This is a genomic window from Gabonia massiliensis (genome assembly GCF_001403595.1).
GTDB classification, from domain to species: Bacteria; Bacteroidota; Bacteroidia; order Bacteroidales; family Coprobacteraceae; genus Coprobacter; species Coprobacter secundus.
This window is the reverse complement of sequence record NZ_LN877939.1, coordinates 751,245-769,889: the sequence shown is the minus strand read 5'-3', so window position 1 is coordinate 769,889 and position 18,645 is coordinate 751,245. Positions and strand designations below refer to the sequence as shown.

15 protein-coding genes, 1 tRNA gene and 1 pseudogene are annotated in these 18,645 nt (G+C 35.4%); 8 read left to right on the top strand and 9 right to left on the bottom strand.

The features are described 5' to 3' along the window. Window positions 1-156 precede the first annotated feature (156 nt). From BN2628_RS07880 to BN2628_RS07860, 5 genes are all read left to right on the top strand, one after another. Window positions 157-888 (top strand): DUF1295 domain-containing protein, encoded by a 732-nt coding sequence (locus BN2628_RS07880; protein ID WP_055097150.1) that lies wholly within the window; start codon window positions 157-159, stop codon window positions 886-888. 107 nt (window positions 889-995) lie between these two features. Then, entirely contained in the window at window positions 996-2,231 is a 1,236-nt protein-coding gene (locus tag BN2628_RS07875) for an NADH:flavin oxidoreductase (RefSeq protein ID WP_021931078.1), read from the top strand. Continuing rightward, window positions 2,215-3,021, top strand: a complete 807-nt coding sequence (locus tag BN2628_RS07870) for an SDR family NAD(P)-dependent oxidoreductase (protein WP_021931077.1) — start codon at window positions 2,215-2,217, stop codon at window positions 3,019-3,021. The genes BN2628_RS07875 and BN2628_RS07870 overlap by 17 nt, the downstream gene beginning before the upstream one ends. Next, on the top strand, window positions 3,011-3,853 hold the full coding sequence (locus BN2628_RS07865) for an SDR family NAD(P)-dependent oxidoreductase (protein ID WP_055096704.1): 843 nt from the start codon (window positions 3,011-3,013) through the stop codon (window positions 3,851-3,853). The genes BN2628_RS07870 and BN2628_RS07865 overlap by 11 nt, the downstream gene beginning before the upstream one ends. Before the next feature lie 264 nt (window positions 3,854-4,117). Next, complete coding sequence (locus BN2628_RS07860) at window positions 4,118-5,296, top strand: glycosyltransferase family 2 protein (protein WP_021931074.1); 1,179 nt, start codon at window positions 4,118-4,120, stop codon at window positions 5,294-5,296. Window positions 5,297-5,380: 84 nt separating this feature from the next. On the opposite strand, the gene BN2628_RS07855 is transcribed toward BN2628_RS07860, so the two are convergent. Further along, window positions 5,381-6,694 carry an aminotransferase class I/II-fold pyridoxal phosphate-dependent enzyme gene (locus BN2628_RS07855; RefSeq protein ID WP_055096702.1) on the bottom strand — a complete coding sequence of 438 codons (1,314 nt, stop codon included), beginning with the start codon at window positions 6,692-6,694 and terminating at the stop codon, window positions 5,381-5,383. A gap of 140 nt (window positions 6,695-6,834) precedes the next feature. On the opposite strand from BN2628_RS07855, the gene BN2628_RS07850 reads away from it, so the two are divergent. The 3 genes and pseudogenes from BN2628_RS07850 to BN2628_RS17230 form a co-directional block, all read left to right on the top strand. Continuing rightward, window positions 6,835-6,908, top strand: a tRNA-Asp gene (locus BN2628_RS07850). A gap of 125 nt (window positions 6,909-7,033) precedes the next feature. After that, the gene (locus BN2628_RS07845) at window positions 7,034-7,627 is read left to right on the top strand and encodes a ferritin family protein (protein WP_021931072.1); all 594 of its coding nucleotides are present in this window, start codon (window positions 7,034-7,036) and stop codon (window positions 7,625-7,627) included. Window positions 7,628-7,786: 159 nt separating this feature from the next. Continuing rightward, a pseudogene (locus BN2628_RS17230) lies at window positions 7,787-8,215 on the top strand (hydroxylamine reductase); the annotation flags it as partial. 156 nt (window positions 8,216-8,371) lie between these two features. Here the strand turns inward: BN2628_RS17230 and fucP are convergent. The 8 genes from fucP to BN2628_RS07805 all read right to left on the bottom strand — a co-directional run bounded on the left by fucP (window position 8,372) and on the right by BN2628_RS07805 (window position 18,636). Further along, window positions 8,372-9,670 (bottom strand): L-fucose:H+ symporter permease, encoded by a 1,299-nt coding sequence (fucP, locus tag BN2628_RS07840; RefSeq protein WP_055096700.1) that lies wholly within the window; start codon window positions 9,668-9,670, stop codon window positions 8,372-8,374. A gap of 18 nt (window positions 9,671-9,688) precedes the next feature. Continuing rightward, a complete protein-coding gene (locus BN2628_RS07835) occupies window positions 9,689-10,066 on the bottom strand; it encodes an L-rhamnose mutarotase (RefSeq protein ID WP_021931069.1) in 378 nt (125 codons plus the stop codon). A gap of 30 nt (window positions 10,067-10,096) precedes the next feature. Then, complete coding sequence (locus BN2628_RS07830; RefSeq protein ID WP_055096699.1) at window positions 10,097-11,515, bottom strand: rhamnulokinase; 1,419 nt, start codon at window positions 11,513-11,515, stop codon at window positions 10,097-10,099. After that, window positions 11,512-12,150 (bottom strand): class II aldolase/adducin family protein, encoded by a 639-nt coding sequence (locus BN2628_RS07825; RefSeq protein ID WP_055096697.1) that lies wholly within the window; start codon window positions 12,148-12,150, stop codon window positions 11,512-11,514. The genes BN2628_RS07830 and BN2628_RS07825 overlap by 4 nt, the downstream gene beginning before the upstream one ends. Before the next feature lie 86 nt (window positions 12,151-12,236). Then, window positions 12,237-13,391, bottom strand: a complete 1,155-nt coding sequence (fucO, locus tag BN2628_RS07820) for a lactaldehyde reductase (RefSeq protein ID WP_055096695.1) — start codon at window positions 13,389-13,391, stop codon at window positions 12,237-12,239. Window positions 13,392-13,472: 81 nt separating this feature from the next. Further along, window positions 13,473-15,242: an L-fucose isomerase gene (gene fucI, locus BN2628_RS07815; RefSeq protein WP_021931065.1), complete on the bottom strand. Its 1,770-nt coding sequence runs from the start codon at window positions 15,240-15,242 to the stop codon at window positions 13,473-13,475. Window positions 15,243-15,310: 68 nt separating this feature from the next. Then, window positions 15,311-16,291 carry a winged helix-turn-helix domain-containing protein gene (locus BN2628_RS07810; protein ID WP_055097149.1) on the bottom strand — a complete coding sequence of 327 codons (981 nt, stop codon included), beginning with the start codon at window positions 16,289-16,291 and terminating at the stop codon, window positions 15,311-15,313. Between the two features lie 185 nt (window positions 16,292-16,476). Beyond that, entirely contained in the window at window positions 16,477-18,636 is a 2,160-nt protein-coding gene (locus tag BN2628_RS07805) for a S8 family serine peptidase (protein ID WP_055096694.1), read from the bottom strand. Window positions 18,637-18,645 lie beyond the last annotated feature (9 nt).

Genomic DNA, 18,645 nt, shown 5'->3' with positions numbered 1-18,645 from the left:
TTATTATAATTTGAAATAGAAAACGTTTTTGTTATAAAAAGTTTTTTTCGTGTCTGATAGTGGCAAATCTTTGGATTATTATATTTATTTTTGTATTCTAAATGTTAACCGGATAATTTGAGTATGGAACACGCATATAATCTACTTTTGTGGGGAATGATTTTTTTAGCTGTCATAGTTTTTATTGCTTTATATTTTGTTAAAGCCGGATATGGTATTATGAGAAATGGGCATTGGGGACCTCAGATACCCAATAAATGGGGCTGGCTTTTAATGGAAGCTCCAGTTTTTATTGTTATGGGAATATTATGGTGGAAATCTGAACGTCGTTTCGAACCTGTTTGCTTGATATTTTTTTTATTGTTTCAGATACATTATTTGAACCGTTCGTTTATATATCCCTTTTTATTAAAAGGTAAAAGCCCAATGCCTTTGAGTATCATATTGATGGGAGTTGTTTTTAATGTGTTGAATGCTGTGATGCAGGGAGGATGGATTTTCTATTTTTCGCCATCAAATATGTACTCTTTACGATGGCTATATACACCACAGTTTATATTTGGTACATTTATATTTTTTATGGGAATGTATATTAATATGCGTTCTGATTATATTATTCGTCATTTACGTAAACCAGGTGATACAAAACACTATCTTCCTCGGGGTGGAATGTTTCGTTATGTATCTTCTGCCAATTATTTTGGAGAGATTGTGGAATGGATAGGTTTTGCAATTCTTACGTGGTCATTGGCTGGTACAGTTTTTGCCATTTGGACTTTTGCAAATCTTGTTCCACGGGCAAATGCGATTTATCATCGGTATGAAGATATGTTTGGAGAAGAATTTGTTAAAGAAAAACGGAAAAGAGTAATACCTTTTATTTATTGAGATAGTAAGGGATAAGAGGGGATTATACGAATTTTTGTTGTGGAAAATTGGGAAAGATAACCGAGTGATCGAAATTTTTTCTACAAAAGATATAATATTAAAATAGTATGGAAAATTCAGTTTTATTTACACCTGCTAAGATAGGACCATTAACGCTACGTAACCGGACTATTCGTGCTGCAGCTTTTGAAGGGATGTGTGCGGGTAACGGGCCAACTAAACTATTGTATGATTATCATAAAAGTGTAGCAGCGGGAGGTATAGGAATGACGACGTTAGCTTACGCCGCAGTTACTCGTAGTGGACTTTCTTTTCCTCATCAACTATGGTTACGCCGTGAAATAGTACCTGGACTTAAGCATATTACTGATGTGATTCATTCAGAGCAAGCAGCTGCATCGATTCAGATAGGACATTGTGGTAATATGTCTCATAGAAGTACAGCAGGGCAGCTTCCAATATCAGCATCTACGGGTTTTAATCTTTATTCTCCTACGTTTGTCAGAGGGATGCGTAAGTCTGAAATTATAGATATGGCTAAAGAGTTTGGAAAATCTGTTCGTTTGATACGGGAAGCCGGATTTGATGCGGTGGAGGTACACGCTGGACATGGTTATTTGATAAGTCAGTTTTTATCTCCTTATACCAATCATCGTCGAGACGAATATGGGGGTGTATTGGAAAATCGGATGAGGTTTATGCAAATGTGCATAAATGAGGTTCTTGAAGAAGCTAAAGATGATATTGCTGTTATTGTGAAGATGAATATGCGTGATGGCTTTAAGTCGGGAATGGATATTGACGAATGTCTTCAAGTAGGAAAAGAGCTGGAGAAACTGGGGGTACATGCATTGGTGCTTAGTGGAGGATTTGTTAGTAAAGCTCCTATGTATGTTATGAGGGGTGAAATGCCTATTTACACTATGACGTACTATATGAAACAGCTATGGTTGAAATATGGGGTACGTATGTTTGGGCATATGATGATTCCGGATGCACCTTTTAAAGAAGCCTACTTTTATGAAGATGCTTTAAAATTTAGGAAAATGTTAAAATTACCTCTGATTTATGTTGGAGGTCTGGTATCTCGAGAAAAAATAGATATGGTATTAAATTCAGGATTTGAATTTGTGGCTATGGCTCGGGCGTTAATAAATGAACCAGATTTTGTAAATCGGATGAAAAGTGAAGGAGAATTGCGTTGTGGCTGTGACCATGTTAATTATTGTATCGCTCGTATGTATAGTAGAGAAATGGCTTGCCATAAACATCTTAATAATTTGCCTCCTGCTATTATAAAAGAGTTGGAAAAGAATAAGAAAAAAAATGGAGAGTGCTGTTAAGGGAAAAACTGTAGCGTTGGTAACTGGAGCTAGTTCAGGAATTGGTTATGAATATGCTCGACAACTGGCCGAAAGAAGGTATAATTTGCTATTAGTAAGTAATGAAGAGGAACCAATACAAAGAGTAGCAAGAGAATTATCTATACATTATTCCGTTTCTGTTGAGGGATTATATCGAGATTTGTCAAATTTAGATGCGGCTTCGAGTTTGTATTGTTATTGTCGGGAAAATGATATTGTAGTTGAGATTTTAATTAATAATGCCGGTATATTTTTTTTTAATGATGTAATCAACGTAAATACTGGTAAATTGTCAGTAATAGTTAATCTTCATGTTTATACGGTAACGATGCTGTGTCATTTTTTTGGAGAAGATATGGCAAAAAGGGGAAAGGGATACATTCTGAATATGTCTTCTTTAGCCGCAAAGATACCATATCCTGGAATATCAGTATATGCTGCAACGAAATCATATGTACGTACTTTGTCAAAAGCGATGTATAATGAAATGTATGATAAAGGTGTAATAGTGACAGCTGTATGTCCAGGTGGAGTTGCGACTAATTTATATAATTTGAAGCCGGAATTGTTGAGGCTTGGAGTTCGTTTAGGGATTCTTATGCCTACAAAAAAATTAGCGCGTAAGGGTTTGTCTGCTATGTTTGCTGGGAAAAGATGTATTACACCTGGTTGGATAAATTATTTATTTTCTTTTGGAGCTACATGTATTCCATCTATTGTTGTTCGTATGATAAAGCGGAAAGCTAAATTTTATCAGTATGGAAAATAAGGGATATATTATTATTACCGGTGCTAATGGAGGAATGGGAGCATCCCTTACTGAATCATTGATAAGGTCAGGCTATCGGGTATTGATGGCATGTCGCAATATAGAAAAGGGTGAGGAAATAAAAAAAAGACTTGTATCTTTGTATGGGGGAGCGGATATTAAGCTTTATACTTTAGATTTGGCTTCGTTCAATTCTATTAAAAGCTTTACTGAACAATTATATGAGGATAAAATTCGAATTACTGCGTTAATTAATAATGCAGGGATAATGAATCGGGATTTTTTGTTGACGGCTGATGGATTCGAACAAAATTTAGGAGTTAATTATATAGGAACATATTTACTTACTCGGCGTGTGATACCTCTTTTAGAGGAAGGAGGCCATATTATAAATACCGGTTCTCTTACATATCAGATAGGAAAGATCAACAGTAAAATGTTTATTCCAGATAAAGAGCATTATACTCGTTTTGGAACATATGGTATATCAAAACAAGCAGTTATTCTTTTTACATTAGAATTGGCAGAGCGGCTTAAAGGAGAAAAAATTATAGTAAATGCTGTAGACCCCGGAGTCGTGGATACGGGCATTATTACAATGCACCGATGGTTTGACCCAATTGTCGATTGGATTTTCAGGCCGATTATTCGTACCCCTGCTCAAGGAGTAGAACGTACGTTACTGTTAGTAACGGACAAAGTTGATTGCAATCAATCGGGAATATATTGGGGGCGTTATCGTCCTGTGATGATATCACCTAAGGTGCTGAATAATCCATATCGTTGGCGGCTTTGGAATGATACGGAAAAAATTGTTTCAAAATGGTTATAATTCGCCCTTTCGGTAATATAAATAAATTGTTTTTTCATTGTTTGTTTTTGCTATTTGTATTTTTTTTATAAAGTTGCAATTTATTAAAGCAAATTAAAATAGAAAAGAAAAGCTTTTTTTTTGTATACTAAGAATCCATATTTTTCGTTATTTGATAAAAGAATAACAATATTTGTAGCATTTGATTTGGGCCACATTTTTAATGAATGAGATTTATTATAATTTTGTTATTTTTCAAATATGCTCAGGTAAAATAGAATTTATATGAATGATATCCTGATATCTATTATTATTGTAAATTATAATGTAAAATATTTTTTAGAGCAGTGCCTTACTTCTGTTTCCCGTGCTATAGAAGGTATAAATGCAGAAATATATGTTGTAGATAATAACTCTACAGATGGCTCTGTCGAATATTTACGTTCTCGGTTTCCTCAAGTAATATTTATAGAAAATGTCTCGAATCCAGGTTTTTCTAAAGCAAATAATCAGGCGATAGAACTTGCAAAAGGAAAATATATATTATTGCTAAACCCAGATACCGTAGTTGGAGAGGATATATTACATAATTTGTGTACTTTTATGGAGAAGCATTCTGACGCTGGAGGGGTGGGAGTAAAAATGTTGGATGGACGTGGAAATTTTTTACCGGAAAGTAAACGGAGTTTTCCTTCTCCATGGGTTTCTTTTTGTAAAATATTTGGCTTATCAAAATTGTTTCCATATTCTTCTCTTTTTTCCAAATATTCTCTTTTGTATCTTGAAGCAGATAAACAACATTGTGTAGATGTTTTGTCTGGAGCATTTATGTTATTACGCAAAGAGGCATTGAATAAATGTGGGTTGTTGGATACTTCCTTTTTCATGTATGGGGAAGATATAGACCTTTCCTATCGATTAGTGTTAGGTGGATATAAAAATTATTATCTTCCAGAAAAAATTCTTCATTATAAAGGAGAGAGTACCAAGCATAATGATATAAAATATATTCAGGCTTTTTATGGAGCGATGCATATTTTTTATAAAAAGTATTATCCTCATTCAGGATGGTTGACTTCTTCTATGATAAAGATGGCTATATGGTCAAAAGCTTTAGTTGATATAATTTCACGATCATTACGGGTAAAACCTTTGTTGAAAAATGAGCATCAGCGTATGTTAGTGGTTTGTGTGGGGAAACATTATGAAGATATTAAAACTGTTATTTTAAGAAAAATGCCAGAATTGGATAATATATATTTGTGGGATTTAAGAAAGAAATCTTTGCCAAAAGGTGAGGAGTTTGTCGCTGAGTGGAGTCAATATACGGATATTACCTTTTGTTTTCCAGATATATCATTTTCTCAGATATTGCAAAATATAAATGTTTCTTATGTAAGACGGAAAACGTATCATATTTATAATTTGGAGAGCAGACAATTAGTTTCTCCAGGAAATAAATGAAAAAAAAGAAACCTGTAAAGTGTTCCTCTACAATGAAATATTTTTATTTCATTGTAGAGGAACACTTTACAACACAAGCCTATTCTATATTTCATGATCTTTTTTAAATTGGCTCAATCTTTCTTCTAATAGGGAATATTGATGATCTTTAATGAAAGAAGTACAAGCTCTTAGCCCTTCTTGATTACTGCCTGTTGTACTTAATGATATAGCACTTATACCATAAAAAATAAGTTCTTTCATGAGTTCTCCTCCAGTCATGCCGGGATAAGCAATAGTGAAATAAAAACCATCAGCAATAGGAGCGTCTAAATCATGATCATAGACAATGTAAAATCCATTTTTTGTAAATATATCTTTTAATTTTTTTGCCCTGCGGCCATATTCTTTAATATCAGATACAAAGTCGTAGGTACCGTCGACTGCAGCTTTAAACATAGCAGCTAAAGCATATTGTGCAGAGTGACTTGTCCCGGAAGATAGAGCATATAATACTCTATGTATATATACTGTACCAAATGTCCCGTTTCCATATATTTGGGTTAATCCTGGATATGAACGATGGTATAGTTTGTCGGAGATTGCTGTAATACCGATTCGTTGTCCTGCGTAGCTGAATGCTTTAGACCCAGAAATTTGTAAAATATAGTTATCAGTATAATGGGAGACACTTGCTTGATAAGGAGGGGCGTACGGTTTGCCGAGATCTTTACGGAAATCCATTGCAAAGTAAGCGAGATCTTCAATAACGATAGTATCATATTTGTCAGATAATTCTCCGATAATTTGAAGTTCTTCATCTGTTAGACAAAACCATGCAGGATTGTTGGGATTGGAATATATTATTGCGGCAATATTTCCTTTAGAGAGATATTTTTCTAAAATTTCTTTTAATTTGTTTCCTCTGTAATGATAGACGTCGAACGATTCGTATTGATACCCCATGACTGTAATTTGTTGTTTTTGTACAGGGAATCCGGGATCAATGAATAGTATTGTTTTTTTATTAGGAAAGCATTGTCCGCAAGTAAGAAATGATGCGAAGGTTCCCTGCATAGAACCTGTTACCGGTACACAGCACTCAGGACGAATATCCGTATTTATAAAGGCTTTGATAAATCGAGAGGCTTCATTTTTTATTTCAGGTATACCATTTATATTGGGGTAAATGGAAGCTACACCATTTTTTAGTGCATTGATTTCAGCTTTTAGTCCAACTTCTGCAGCTTTTAATCCGGGAACTCCCATTTCCATATGTATAAATTCTGTGTGAGTTTCCTGCTCCAATTGGTTTGATATTGCAACGACTTCTCGAATAGTTGCTTTACCAAAGTCTGTAAGGCCACAGTTTTCTATTAGTTGTTTGGTTATCTGATAGTTTACTGGAGTATTTTTCATGAGTTATTCATTTTATGATAATACAAAAGTAAGAAAATAATCAAATAATGCCAATTTTTTTGCTCAAACTATTGCAGAATAAAAAAAAGTGTCTATCTTTGCAAACGCAAATGAGAACAAGAGTGTTCTAGTAATAAAATGGTGCGGTAGTTCAGCTGGTTAGAATACATGCCTGTCACGCATGGGGTCGCGGGTTCGAGTCCCGTCCGCACCGCTTAAAGCTCTGGAAAATAATATTTTCAGGGCTTTTTTATTGTTAGTATTAGTTTGTTTTGTAAAGCTGTAAACATAGTAGAACGTAAACTTGTTGTAATATCATAACTGTAAATATTTACTATTATGATAAATTATGTTGATAGGATGGCCGATGCTTTGGTTGATGTACTTAAGTATTCCGATTCGGAAGTGGAATGGCCGGAAACGAGAGGTTTGAGACCGAATGATGGAGTACGGCCCGAATGGTTATATCCCGCAATAGAAAGTTCCGATTATTCCGAAATAACTAGTATTTTGCAATATACACAGCAAGAAGCTGTGTTTGATGAGATTGGAGAATTGCTTTTAGGAATAGCATTGGTAGAAATGAAGCATTATGCTGGAGTCCGAGACGCTATCGTTGCTCTTGGAGGGAAATTACCTCAACCCTATAGCAGTAAAAATGTAAAAATTGGAACTTCTCTCGTTGAAGCTTTGACGTTGGCGATAGAATCGGAAATTGCTACTATTGAATTTTATAAATCAATAGAGATTAAATTTTCTCAAGATACTGATTCGGTAATAATAATGAAGCAACTATTAAAGAAGCTGATTGCTGATGAAAGTTTGCATTTGAAATTATTGAATAGGTATTTAAAAGATTCAGTAAATGATGAGCAAAAATATAATTCGATTGTTGGTGAATGGCTGTCTAAAATAAAACTATATATCGAATGATTTATTTGATATATTCTGGGAAATTTAGTAAATGATAGAGTTATTTATAATCAGGATAGGAATATATTATTTTTTTATTTTTCCCTTATTAATTAATTCTGATAGAGCCTTCTAAGGATGGGCAAGTGATTCCTAATTTTTTGGCAACTTCTTGTTGGTTATTATACTGAATTTGCGGAAACTCTACCTAAAGATACGATTATACTTACAGCCCAATGTGCAAAATATCGTTATAATAAGTTATTTTTAGGTGATATCAATGGAATTTCTTGAACATTGGATGTGAGGCTGTGTAATGGCAGTTACTCATTAGTAGTAGTTTTGCTCTTCAATTAAAGGAATTATTGAGCTTTATGTTATAATATTGCTTGATATGAACAAAAGGTTATTATCGTATTATTCGCATTGTATAGTTTGGGTATAAAAGATATTCATACAATGCTGACTTTGCTAGCATTTTTATATCCTGAAGTAGTAGAAGTATTGGTGGAGAGATTTGGTATCAATATTATCTCTATGATAGAAGAAGACATGAAGGTATTATTTGCAGACGGTAAGACAAATTGTTGCCGACTGTTTTTGATATAACCCAGGTATTCTATCAATATGGAATAGATTTTTACTGTTGTGGCGATATACTTTTTACTGAGGCTTGAAAAAATATAAGGTGCACCTCAAAAGTTTTTTGTTTAACTTTTGGGGTGCATTTTTTATGAAATACGCTTTTGAAAAAAGCTCATAATTTTATCGAGCACGATATCCGTAAGAAATGATGGCAATAAAGCATATAAGAGGTAATATAAAAGAAATATTGACAGCAGGGAAGTTTCCAATAATTCCCATATCTATAATTGAAGCTTGTATTGGAGGAAGTACCGAACCTCCAAGTATTGCCATAATCAATCCTGCTGCTCCAAATTTTGCATCGTCTCCCAATCCTTTTAAAGCAATACCATAAATAGTAGGAAACATAAGTGACATACATGCCGATATTCCGACGAGGCAGTACAGACCATATATATTGGTTAAGAGGATTGTTCCGAGTGTAAAACAGGAAGCAGCGAAAGCTAATATCATTAACAGTTTTCCTGGATTGAGATAACGCAGCAGGAAAGTACAAATAAAACGGCTGATACAGAATATCAACATAGCAAAGATATTATATTTCTGAGAAAGAACTTCAGCGGTTTTCTCATCGATACCCTGTTCTGTAAAGATATGTGTTCCATATTGGATAATAAAAGTCCAGCACATTATTTGTGCCCCTACGTAAAAGAATTGTGCAATGACTCCTTCCCGATAGTGGCGTATACTAAAGATTCGTTTTAGAGTAGGGATGAAATCTATTTTGTGTGATTGGTCTCCGTTTTTGGGCATTTTTGTTTTATATATGATAAGTAACATTATCAATACAATAAGCCCTATGTATAAATATGGTGCAATAAGGATTGAAAGGTCTGTATCTCGTACTGCTTCAAATTCTTCATTGCTAAGTAGACTTCGTTCTGCAGTATCTATGGGTAAAAGTCGAGCTTGAATGAAATTCATTGCAACATACATTCCTAGTAAGGACCCCATAGGATTGAATGATTGAGCGAAATTTAAACGGCGGGTTGCTGATTCTTCTGGCCCCATAGACAATATATATGGATTAGCACTAGTTTCTAAAAATGATAATCCACATGTAAGTATAAAATAAGCAATAAGGAATGGATAATATTCTCCTGTTAATTTTGCCGGGAAGAAAAGAAATGCACCTAATGCATATAATCCTAACCCTAATAATATTCCAGCTTTATATGAATATTTTCGGATAAACATAGCTGCAGGGAAAGCCATAGCAAAGTATCCTCCGTAAAAAGCTACTTGGACAAGAGCTCCATCGACTACACTCATACGAAATATTTTGGAGAAGGCTTTCACCATAGGATTTGTTATGTCATTAGCGAATCCCCATAGTGCAAAACAACTGGTAATGAGTATGAATGGAATTGTGTAATTTATCCCATTTTGGGAAAATATTGAATTTTTTGTGCTTTTCATAATTGAAATTTTTATTTTTTATTCGTACAAGTGAAAAATTCGTTCCATCATTTTCCATTTTTCATTTGATGATGCTTGAGAAGCAGTTTGTTGAAATGTAGAGACAAATACTTCCCATTCTTGTTGACGAGGTAAAGTATTTAGGCGTTTCATTGCTGTTTCCCAATCAAAGTCAAATGGTGTTTCTACTATCATGAATAATCTGTTATCGAATAGATATATTTCCATTTCAAGAATTCCTACTTCTCGTATACCAGCGGGTATTTCCGGCCATATTTTCCCTTGGCTATGCATTTTACGGTATTCTGCAATTAACTTAGGTTCATTCTTTAAGTCTAAGGTTTGGCAATATCTTTTTACTGGCTGTTTGTGTTCTTTTATAGGGTATCCTTTCATATACTCATTTTTCATAAATAATTTAGTATTTTATTGTGGCTGATATGTTTTTGTATCGAAACTGCTTCTTACAATTTGAGTTATTTCTTCTTGAGACTTAATATCTCCTTTAGCGTATGCTTGAGTTAAAATATTACCTATTGCTGTAGCCTCTGCAGGACCTGCTATAACAGGAATTCCAGTTACATCTGCAGTCAACTGATTTAATAAACTATTACGAGAACCGCCACCAATAATGTATAGTTGTTTGATAGGTTCCGGTATTAACCGGTTCATTTCAATTATTGCTTCTTTATATTTAGAGGCTAAAGATGCGCATATACATTTTACAAATGCAGCTTTATTTTGTGGAATAGTCAGCTTTCTTTCTTTACAATATTTTTGAATGTTGTTTGTCATGTTTTCCGGATTTTGAAATATAGCAGCATCGACATCAATGAGAACTGTCTCTTTGATTAATTTTGCTTGTTCTATTATGTTGGAATAATCAACTTCTTCACCAGATTGTTTCCATTCTAACATTAGCCTCTGTAATATCCATAATCCGGTGATATTACGCAGAAATGTTATTTTCCCATTTGCTCCACCTTCATTTGTAAATTGAGCTATACGAGCTTCTTCTGTCAGTATAGGGTGGGTCGTCTCTGTGCCTAATAGTGACCATGTTCCGGAACTGAGGAATGCATAATTTTCCCCGCTTGCCGGTATTGCAGCAATTGCGCTTGCTGTATCATGGGAACCTACGGTTATAACGTCGATTTCATCTAATCCGGTTTCCTTGGCTATCTCTTTTTTTAGTTTTCCCAAAATTGTTCCTGGTTGCCTGATTTCACCAAAAAGATGCAGAGGAATCTTTAATTGGGAAAGTAAATCTACATCCCAAGTATGAGTATTGGCGTTTAGAAATTCTGATGTAGAAGATATACTGTATTCATTCGCAGCAACTCCTGTAAGGAAATAATTAAACAAATCGGGCATAAATAATAGTCTATCTGCAATAGTTAGTTGTGGGCAGTCTTCCAGTAACATGCTGTATAATTGAAATAAAGTATTTATAGGCATGACTTGTATACCAGTACGACGATAATGCTCTGATTTAGAGATAATATCAAAAACTTTTTCAGGTATTCCGACAGTTCTTTTATCCCGATATGAGATTGGATTTCCCAATAAATTTCCATTTCGGTCAATAAGACCGAAATCTACACCCCAAGTATCTATTCCTATACCATTGATTTTTAGCCCTTGTTTTGCTGCCAATCGCATGCCCTCTTTCATGTCCTGAAAAAGGCAAGGAAAGTCCCAATATATATGTTTGCCCAATTGTACAAGCCGGTTGGTAAACCTATGTATCTCTTCTATATGAAGTTTGCCCTTGGAGATTGTACCGGCTATGATACGTCCACTACCTCCACCAAAATCAGCAGCCAGATAGGTGTTATTTTTCATTTGCTAATTTTACCTAATACATAAACTTCTAAATCTTCAATTTCGGTAGGAGTAAGTACATCGTACTCCATACGACTATGAATAATAATGCGACAAGCCATTTCAAAAAACATGGCTTTTTCAAAGACTTCATCGAAATCTTTTCCACATACAACTTGTCCATGATTGGTTAATAATACAGAATCGTGCTCTTTCATAGCATCTATGACGCTTTTAGCCAATTCTGGTGATCCAGGGCGGAAATAAGGTATAATGGCTATATCTTTACCTGTATGACAAGGAAGTTCTGCTGTAACATTAAAATTTTTAGGTTTATTTTTCATGCAAGCAACAGTTGTCGCATATTCAGACTGAAAATGTAATACAACATTAACATCAGGACGGGAGCACATGATACCTAAATGAAATGTGCTTTCCATAGATGGTTTAATGCCATTTTCAGGTTTTCCAGAAGCTATATCGCATATAGATACTTTTTCTTTAGAAAGTGTGGGTACCCATGAGCCTGTTCCGGAAATAAGAGCTTTGTCCCCGATTCGCCATGAAAGATTTCCACTACTACAAAGCATTAGTTTGGCATCACCGTAACGATGTGCTTGGTATATAAATGTTTTAATGTGTTCGTCTGTTATCATTTTGTTATAGAATTAGTAGGAAAACAACCGGTAATAAAGATAGTACTATTGTAATGATATTATTACCAGTTGTTTCCTTAAATTGATTAAAAAGCTTTCTTGTATAAATTTAAAATGATTTCTTCTGTTACGTCTCTGGGATTACCTGGTGTACAGACATCTTTAATTGCCGATGCAGCCAGTTTGGGGAGGTCACACTCTTTTATCCCCAGTTCTCTCAATCGTTGAGGAATACCGGTTTTTATAGACAAATCTTTGACGGCTTTTATTGCGGCTTGAGCAGCATCTTCGTCTGTCATGCCAATACTGTATACATTCATTGCTTTGGCTATCTCAACGTATTTTTTGAGGGCTGCTGGGGCATTATATTCCATAATGATAGGTAACAATAAAGCATTAGCGATTCCGTGAGGAATATCAAATATGGCTCCTAGAGGATGAGCCATGCCATGGACAACACCTAACCCTACATTGGAAAAAGCCATTCCTGCAATATATTGGGCCACAGCCATTCCATTGCGAGCTTCAGCATTATTAGGTTCAGATACTGCAGTTTCCAGATAACGGGCTATCATTTCGATAGCTTTTATTTCAAACATATCGCTCATTTCCCATGCACCTTTGGTTATGAGCCCTTCGATAGCATGAGTAAGAGCATCAAGACCCGTGGATGCTGTCAAACTTTTCGGCAAAGTATACATCAATTCTGCATCAACAATAGCAATGGCAGGTATATCGTTAGGATCTACACAAACCATTTTTTTTTCGTTTTCTTCATCGGTGATGACGTAGTTAATGGTTACTTCTGCCGCTGTTCCTGCTGTTGTTGGTAAAGCGATGATAGGTACTGATTTTTTCTTTGTAGGAGCCACTCCTTCCAGAGAAACAACATCTGAAAATTCAGGATTATTTGTAATAATTCCGATAGCTTTTGATGTATCGATAGAAGAACCTCCACCAATAGCGAGAATGAAATCTGCGCCTGATTCAGCAAATGCTTTTACCCCTGCCTTGACATTTGATACTGTAGGATTTGGTTTGATTTCACTGAATACAGTAAAAGGGATGTTGGCTTTTTTAAGTACTTGGAGTACTTTATCAGCAACACCAAATTTAATAAGGTCTTTATCTGTTGTTACAAATGCTTTTTGAAGGCCCAATCTGCTGATTTCCTGAGGTAAAACTTCGCGTGCTCCCGGCCCAAAATAAGAAACTTCGTTCAAAATAAAACGGTTTATCATAATTATAATATTTAAAGGGTTAATAAATCGTGGGAAAAATAAATATTTCCCCACGATAACCGTTTATAAAAATGATTTTATTTATTTGTAAATTGGTCCATATGCAGCGCAAGCTCTATAGTCGGCTCCTTCTTTGTCCATACCGAATGCATTCCATGCTGATGGCCGGAAAATCTTTTCTTCATCAACATTATGCATGCAAACGGGGATACGTAGTATTGAAGCAAGGGTAATTAAATCCTGCCCGATGTGTCCATAACTTATTGCACCGTGGTTTGCTCCCCAGTTGTTCATGACGGAGTAAACATCTTTAAATGGAGCTTTGTTACATAAACGGGGTACAAACCAAGTAGTAGGCCAAGTCCTATCAGTACGCACATCAAGGGCCTTATGTATTTCCGGGTCAAGTTCTACTGTCCAGCCCTCTGCAATTTGAAGTACTGGTCCAAGTCCTTTTACCAAATTTAAGCGACTCATTGTAACAGGCATACCCCCTTTAGATAGGAAATTGGAAGAATAACCTCCTCCTCTGAAATAGTCGCGATTGGCAGGATACCAGGTTGTAGCTTCTAGGCAGTTTTTTACTTCTTCTTCTGTAATATCCCAGTAAGGTTTCATGGTTGGTTGCCCGTTTTCAGTTTGGCACCCTGTTCCGTCGAGGGTAGTAGCCCCAGAGTTGATAAGGTGTATAATGCCATGTTGGGCAAGTCCGGTAAGTTTTTTGCCAGTTACACGTTCTACAGCTTCGGGACTCCAGAATGTACGTACATCTGAAAATATTTGAGCACGGTTAGAAAGAAGATGTCCAAATAACATAGCAACCCCGTTACAAGCGTCGTTTTCTGTTGCAACAACATATGCCTCGCGTATACCGTTCCAGTCAAAAGACGTATTTAATAAAGCCTCAGAAAAGTCTCCGTTGGGCATAAAATCGGTCCATTGGCGCTGTCCTTGGAATCCTGCAGCAATTGCATTGTGCCCGAGGGCTTCTTCTTTGAATCCCATTTCTCGCAATTTAGGATTACCCTGCATCAAATCGCGCATAATGATGGTCATTTTTACCACAAATTCCCAATCTGCATCTTTTTCTTCACGAGTTTTTGTTTTCTCGGGGATATTGAAGTCTGTTCCTTCATTTTTCTTGCACCATTTTTCTGTCCAGGCCATGGCTTTAGCAAATTCATCTTTATCATATATGCCTTCATTTACACGACGGATGATTTCGCTCATGTCTATTGATTCGTTACGCATGCCCAAATATTCTTGGAAAAAGTCTGGATTGACAATAGAACCTGCTATGCCCATCGATACACTACCCATTGAAAGGTATGATTTACCTCTCATTGTTGCGACGGCTTGAGCAGCACGGGCAAAACGTAATAACTTCTCAGCAACATCTTCGGGTATGGTATTGTCATCTAGGTCTTGTACATCTCGTCCATAGATTCCAAATGCTGGGAGTCCTTTTTGCGCGTGAGCAGCTAATACAGCAGCTAAGTAGACAGCCCCGGGGCGTTCAGTTCCGTTAAATCCCCAAACCGCTTTGGGATAATGAGGATTCATATCCATAGTTTCTGCTCCATAACACCAGCAAGAAGTTACTGTAATTGTAGCCCCTACACCTTCTTTTTCAAATTTTTCAGCACACGCAGCAGTCTCAGCTACACGACCGATTGTGCTATCAGCAATGACACATTCGACAGGAGAGCCATCTCCGTTTTTGAGGTTTGATGTAATGAGTTGAGCCACAGCTTTGGCCAAATTCATAGTTTTTTCTTCAAGACTTTCGCGTACACCTTTTTGGCGAGCGTCAATGGTGGGACGAATCCCGATTTTTGGATACTTTTTCATTGTTTCTTATGTTTGTTTAAAATTGCTTTATCTGTGCTGAGCTGTGCTGAATGAAAACTAAAAAAATTTTAAAGAGAACCTCTCAAACGTAATAAAGTTGGTAAGTACTCTTGATATTTTCGATCATTTAGAACAAATTCCGCTATTTTTTCTCCCATTTCTCTCCAATCGATTGTTAAGGCCGTAATGCCATTATCAATGATTTCATAAGATGGAGTATCATTGTATGCTAATATACCGAAATCGTGACCACATTTTAGGTTCAGTTTCCGGCTTTTTTTTATAAATTCGACAATATTTTGTTGTTTGATTATTAAGTATGCTACATTCTGTTGCGGGTTGCATTCTTCTGTTGATTCATATATTTCATAAAAAAATCCATGGTCGATACAAAATTGGATAAAATATTGTTTACTGCTTTGGGGATGTTTTAAATATTTAGGGAATACCATTACTAGTTTTTTGTATTTGCGTAAGGAATCGATAGCTGATAACATCCCGAGGTATAAGCCCCTATCAAAGTCTTGACAGATATAAGAATATGCATCTTTATTGAACTTTCCAAAATCAAGTAATAGTAATTTATTAGGATCTATTTTTCTCAAAATATCTGAAAATTGTTCATTATCAAAATTCATGATGATATATTTGTTATAGTTCCCAATTGATTCTTGCATAAGAGTATTAAAAAGTCGTTGACTATATTGGTGGAATAACAAGTCTACTTTATATCCAGAGGGTAGCCGACGAATAAAACTATTATAAAGTTCTTCTTTGAAGGGAGAATATTCATCGAGTAACAATAAAACATGAGTAAGCTTATCTGTAACGTAATAACCTTTTCCTGGAGTAGAGTCGATAATTCCTCGTTCACGTAAGTCAAGAAATGCTTTAAATACGGTATCGCGTGAAACTTGGTAATGAGCGCTCAATCGGTTGATAGAGGGTAGAAGGTCTCCAATTTTATATTCTCCGAGAGAAATTGCTTGTGCAATTTTATCGGCCAGTTGTTTTACCTTTGATGTTTGTTGTCCAAATGCAAGTTTCATGTTTCTCAGGGTATATTCTGTGCTGAACTGTGCTGACAAAGAAAAAAAATATTTTTTGAAATTGCAAGAATGAATATATGTTTTGTAACAGATTATAAATAAAAATATAAGATACCCCTAAATTGGATGGTTATTTGGGGGCATCTTAAAATAGTAGAAAAATATTTTGTGAAATGGTATTTTTATTATTGTATTACCTTAATACTTTTATGAATGTTTTTGCCATCTATTCGGATGACGTATATACCTTGGGGGGCATTTTTTAAGGATATATTTTCTGATTGTCCGGCTGAGATATTACTGAAAGAAGTATGATATACTTGTTTACCGTTTATATGATAGATACTTAATAAAACTTGTCGGTCATCTTTTCCAAATAATAGATTGTACATACCATTTCCCATAGGATATAAGATGATGTCTGGGGTAGTTGCTGATATTTCTTCTGTATGGGCAGCGAGTTCGATACATTTTTTTATACCGTTCCATGCATCGATCTTCCCGAATCCCCAAATATTATTCCCGTTTTCAGAAATGTCGCCTGTATAATTATCTTTCCGTGCCGTTGTTTTTAAAATGTTTCTTACATTTTCAGGATTTAGCTGTGGATTGGCTTGTAACCATGTTGCCAGCACTCCGGTGATAAATGGTGATGACATGGAAGTTCCTGCCATATAACCATAATAATATTTTTTCCCGTTATAAATTGTTGGATTATTGGTTAGCATATCTCCATAATAACTATCATTAATTACACCGTTGGCACTGGAATAAGAGGAGATGATAAAAGCTCCTGGGGCAGAAATATCGGGCTTGATGCGTCCGTCAGCAGTAGGTCCATGGCTGGAAAAATCAGCTATGGAGCCGATTTGACCATATGCTTGGTTGTTATAAGCTCCGACAGATATAATTCTTTTTCCAGTCCCTCCTATTTCTCCAACTGTACAATTTGTATCACCGGCATACCATTCTGAAATTCCGCGGTCGGAAAATTCTCCGTAATAGTCGTGGGTCCAAGCGTGTACTGTTCCTTCAGTTGCAGATATAATTATTCCAACATAATATCCGCTTAGATTGTCGACACTGACTTCAAGATAAATGTTAGGCTTATTGTTATTGTGGTCGATTCCTGTATAAATATTTGCATACCCGTTTTTTACTCCGGATAAAGCAATTCGTTCGCCAAAACCGTTAGATATATTGGCGTTGAATTTTTTACTTTTATTCATTTGTTTATTAGACTTGTTGTATGTAAAAATTTCAACCTGATAGTTCTTTCCTACTTCTCCCCAAATATCGCAAGGTAATATATAGGATTTCTCTCCGGTTTCAGCAGGATCAGAGAAATAAAAAGCACTTATGATTTGAGAATCGGATGAAGAAAAACTTTTAGATAGATGTAGAGGTCTATCACCTTCATTTCCGGCCGATCCTACCATTAATCGCCCATTTCCTTGCATTCCATCGCAGAACTGGTCGAAAGTGGATGTTCCATCATGGGGACCTATATGAGTTCCTAAGCTCATATTGATAACACATGGTTTATTTACAGATTCGGCATATTCGTAAATGTATTTAATTGCATTTGATAAGTCAACATCTTCATTACCAACACTTACAAGAACAATGTCAGCTTCACCGGCAATACCTTGAAAATTCTGGCTTTTATCAGCCCCTGCGGCAATACCGGTTACATGTGTTCCATGTGTTTCGGTCATATAGTCGTATTGTGCATTAAGTATTTCTTGAGTTGTTGTATATTCTGTGCCATAACTAAAATTTGATGGGGTAGAACCATTAGAAGTATTTTGATTCCATACCCGTTTTACACGAAGCTCTGTTTTATCTGCATTATAGAAGTTGATATGTCCATATTCAAATCCGTTGTCTATAATACCTACAACGACATTTTTACCTAAATAAGGCATATTTAGGTTTGTCCCATTTTGTGTCTGGATTACAAATGTTTCATCTCTGGCAATATCCATACGTTTATATATAGGAGTTCCTATTTGGATATATTTTACAATATCCAATGCTGCAATATCCTCAATTTTGTTGACCGGTATTTGTACTGTAATTAGTGAATCGAGTTGCGAATTTATTTTTACATTGTATTCTTGGAGGGTAGATGGGTCAGTATCTTTCTTTAAGTATATATATGAATTAATATATTCGATTTTTTCAACTTCACGTATCATAAATCGTTTTTGGATAGAAGTAGATTGAGACGTTTGTTTCTTTTGATTTATAAAATGTCGAGTATATGGAGACATTTTTGATTGTTGAGAAAAAGATACGGCAGTTATACATAATAACAAGAAAAGAATAGTAATTTTTTTCATATAGTTGAA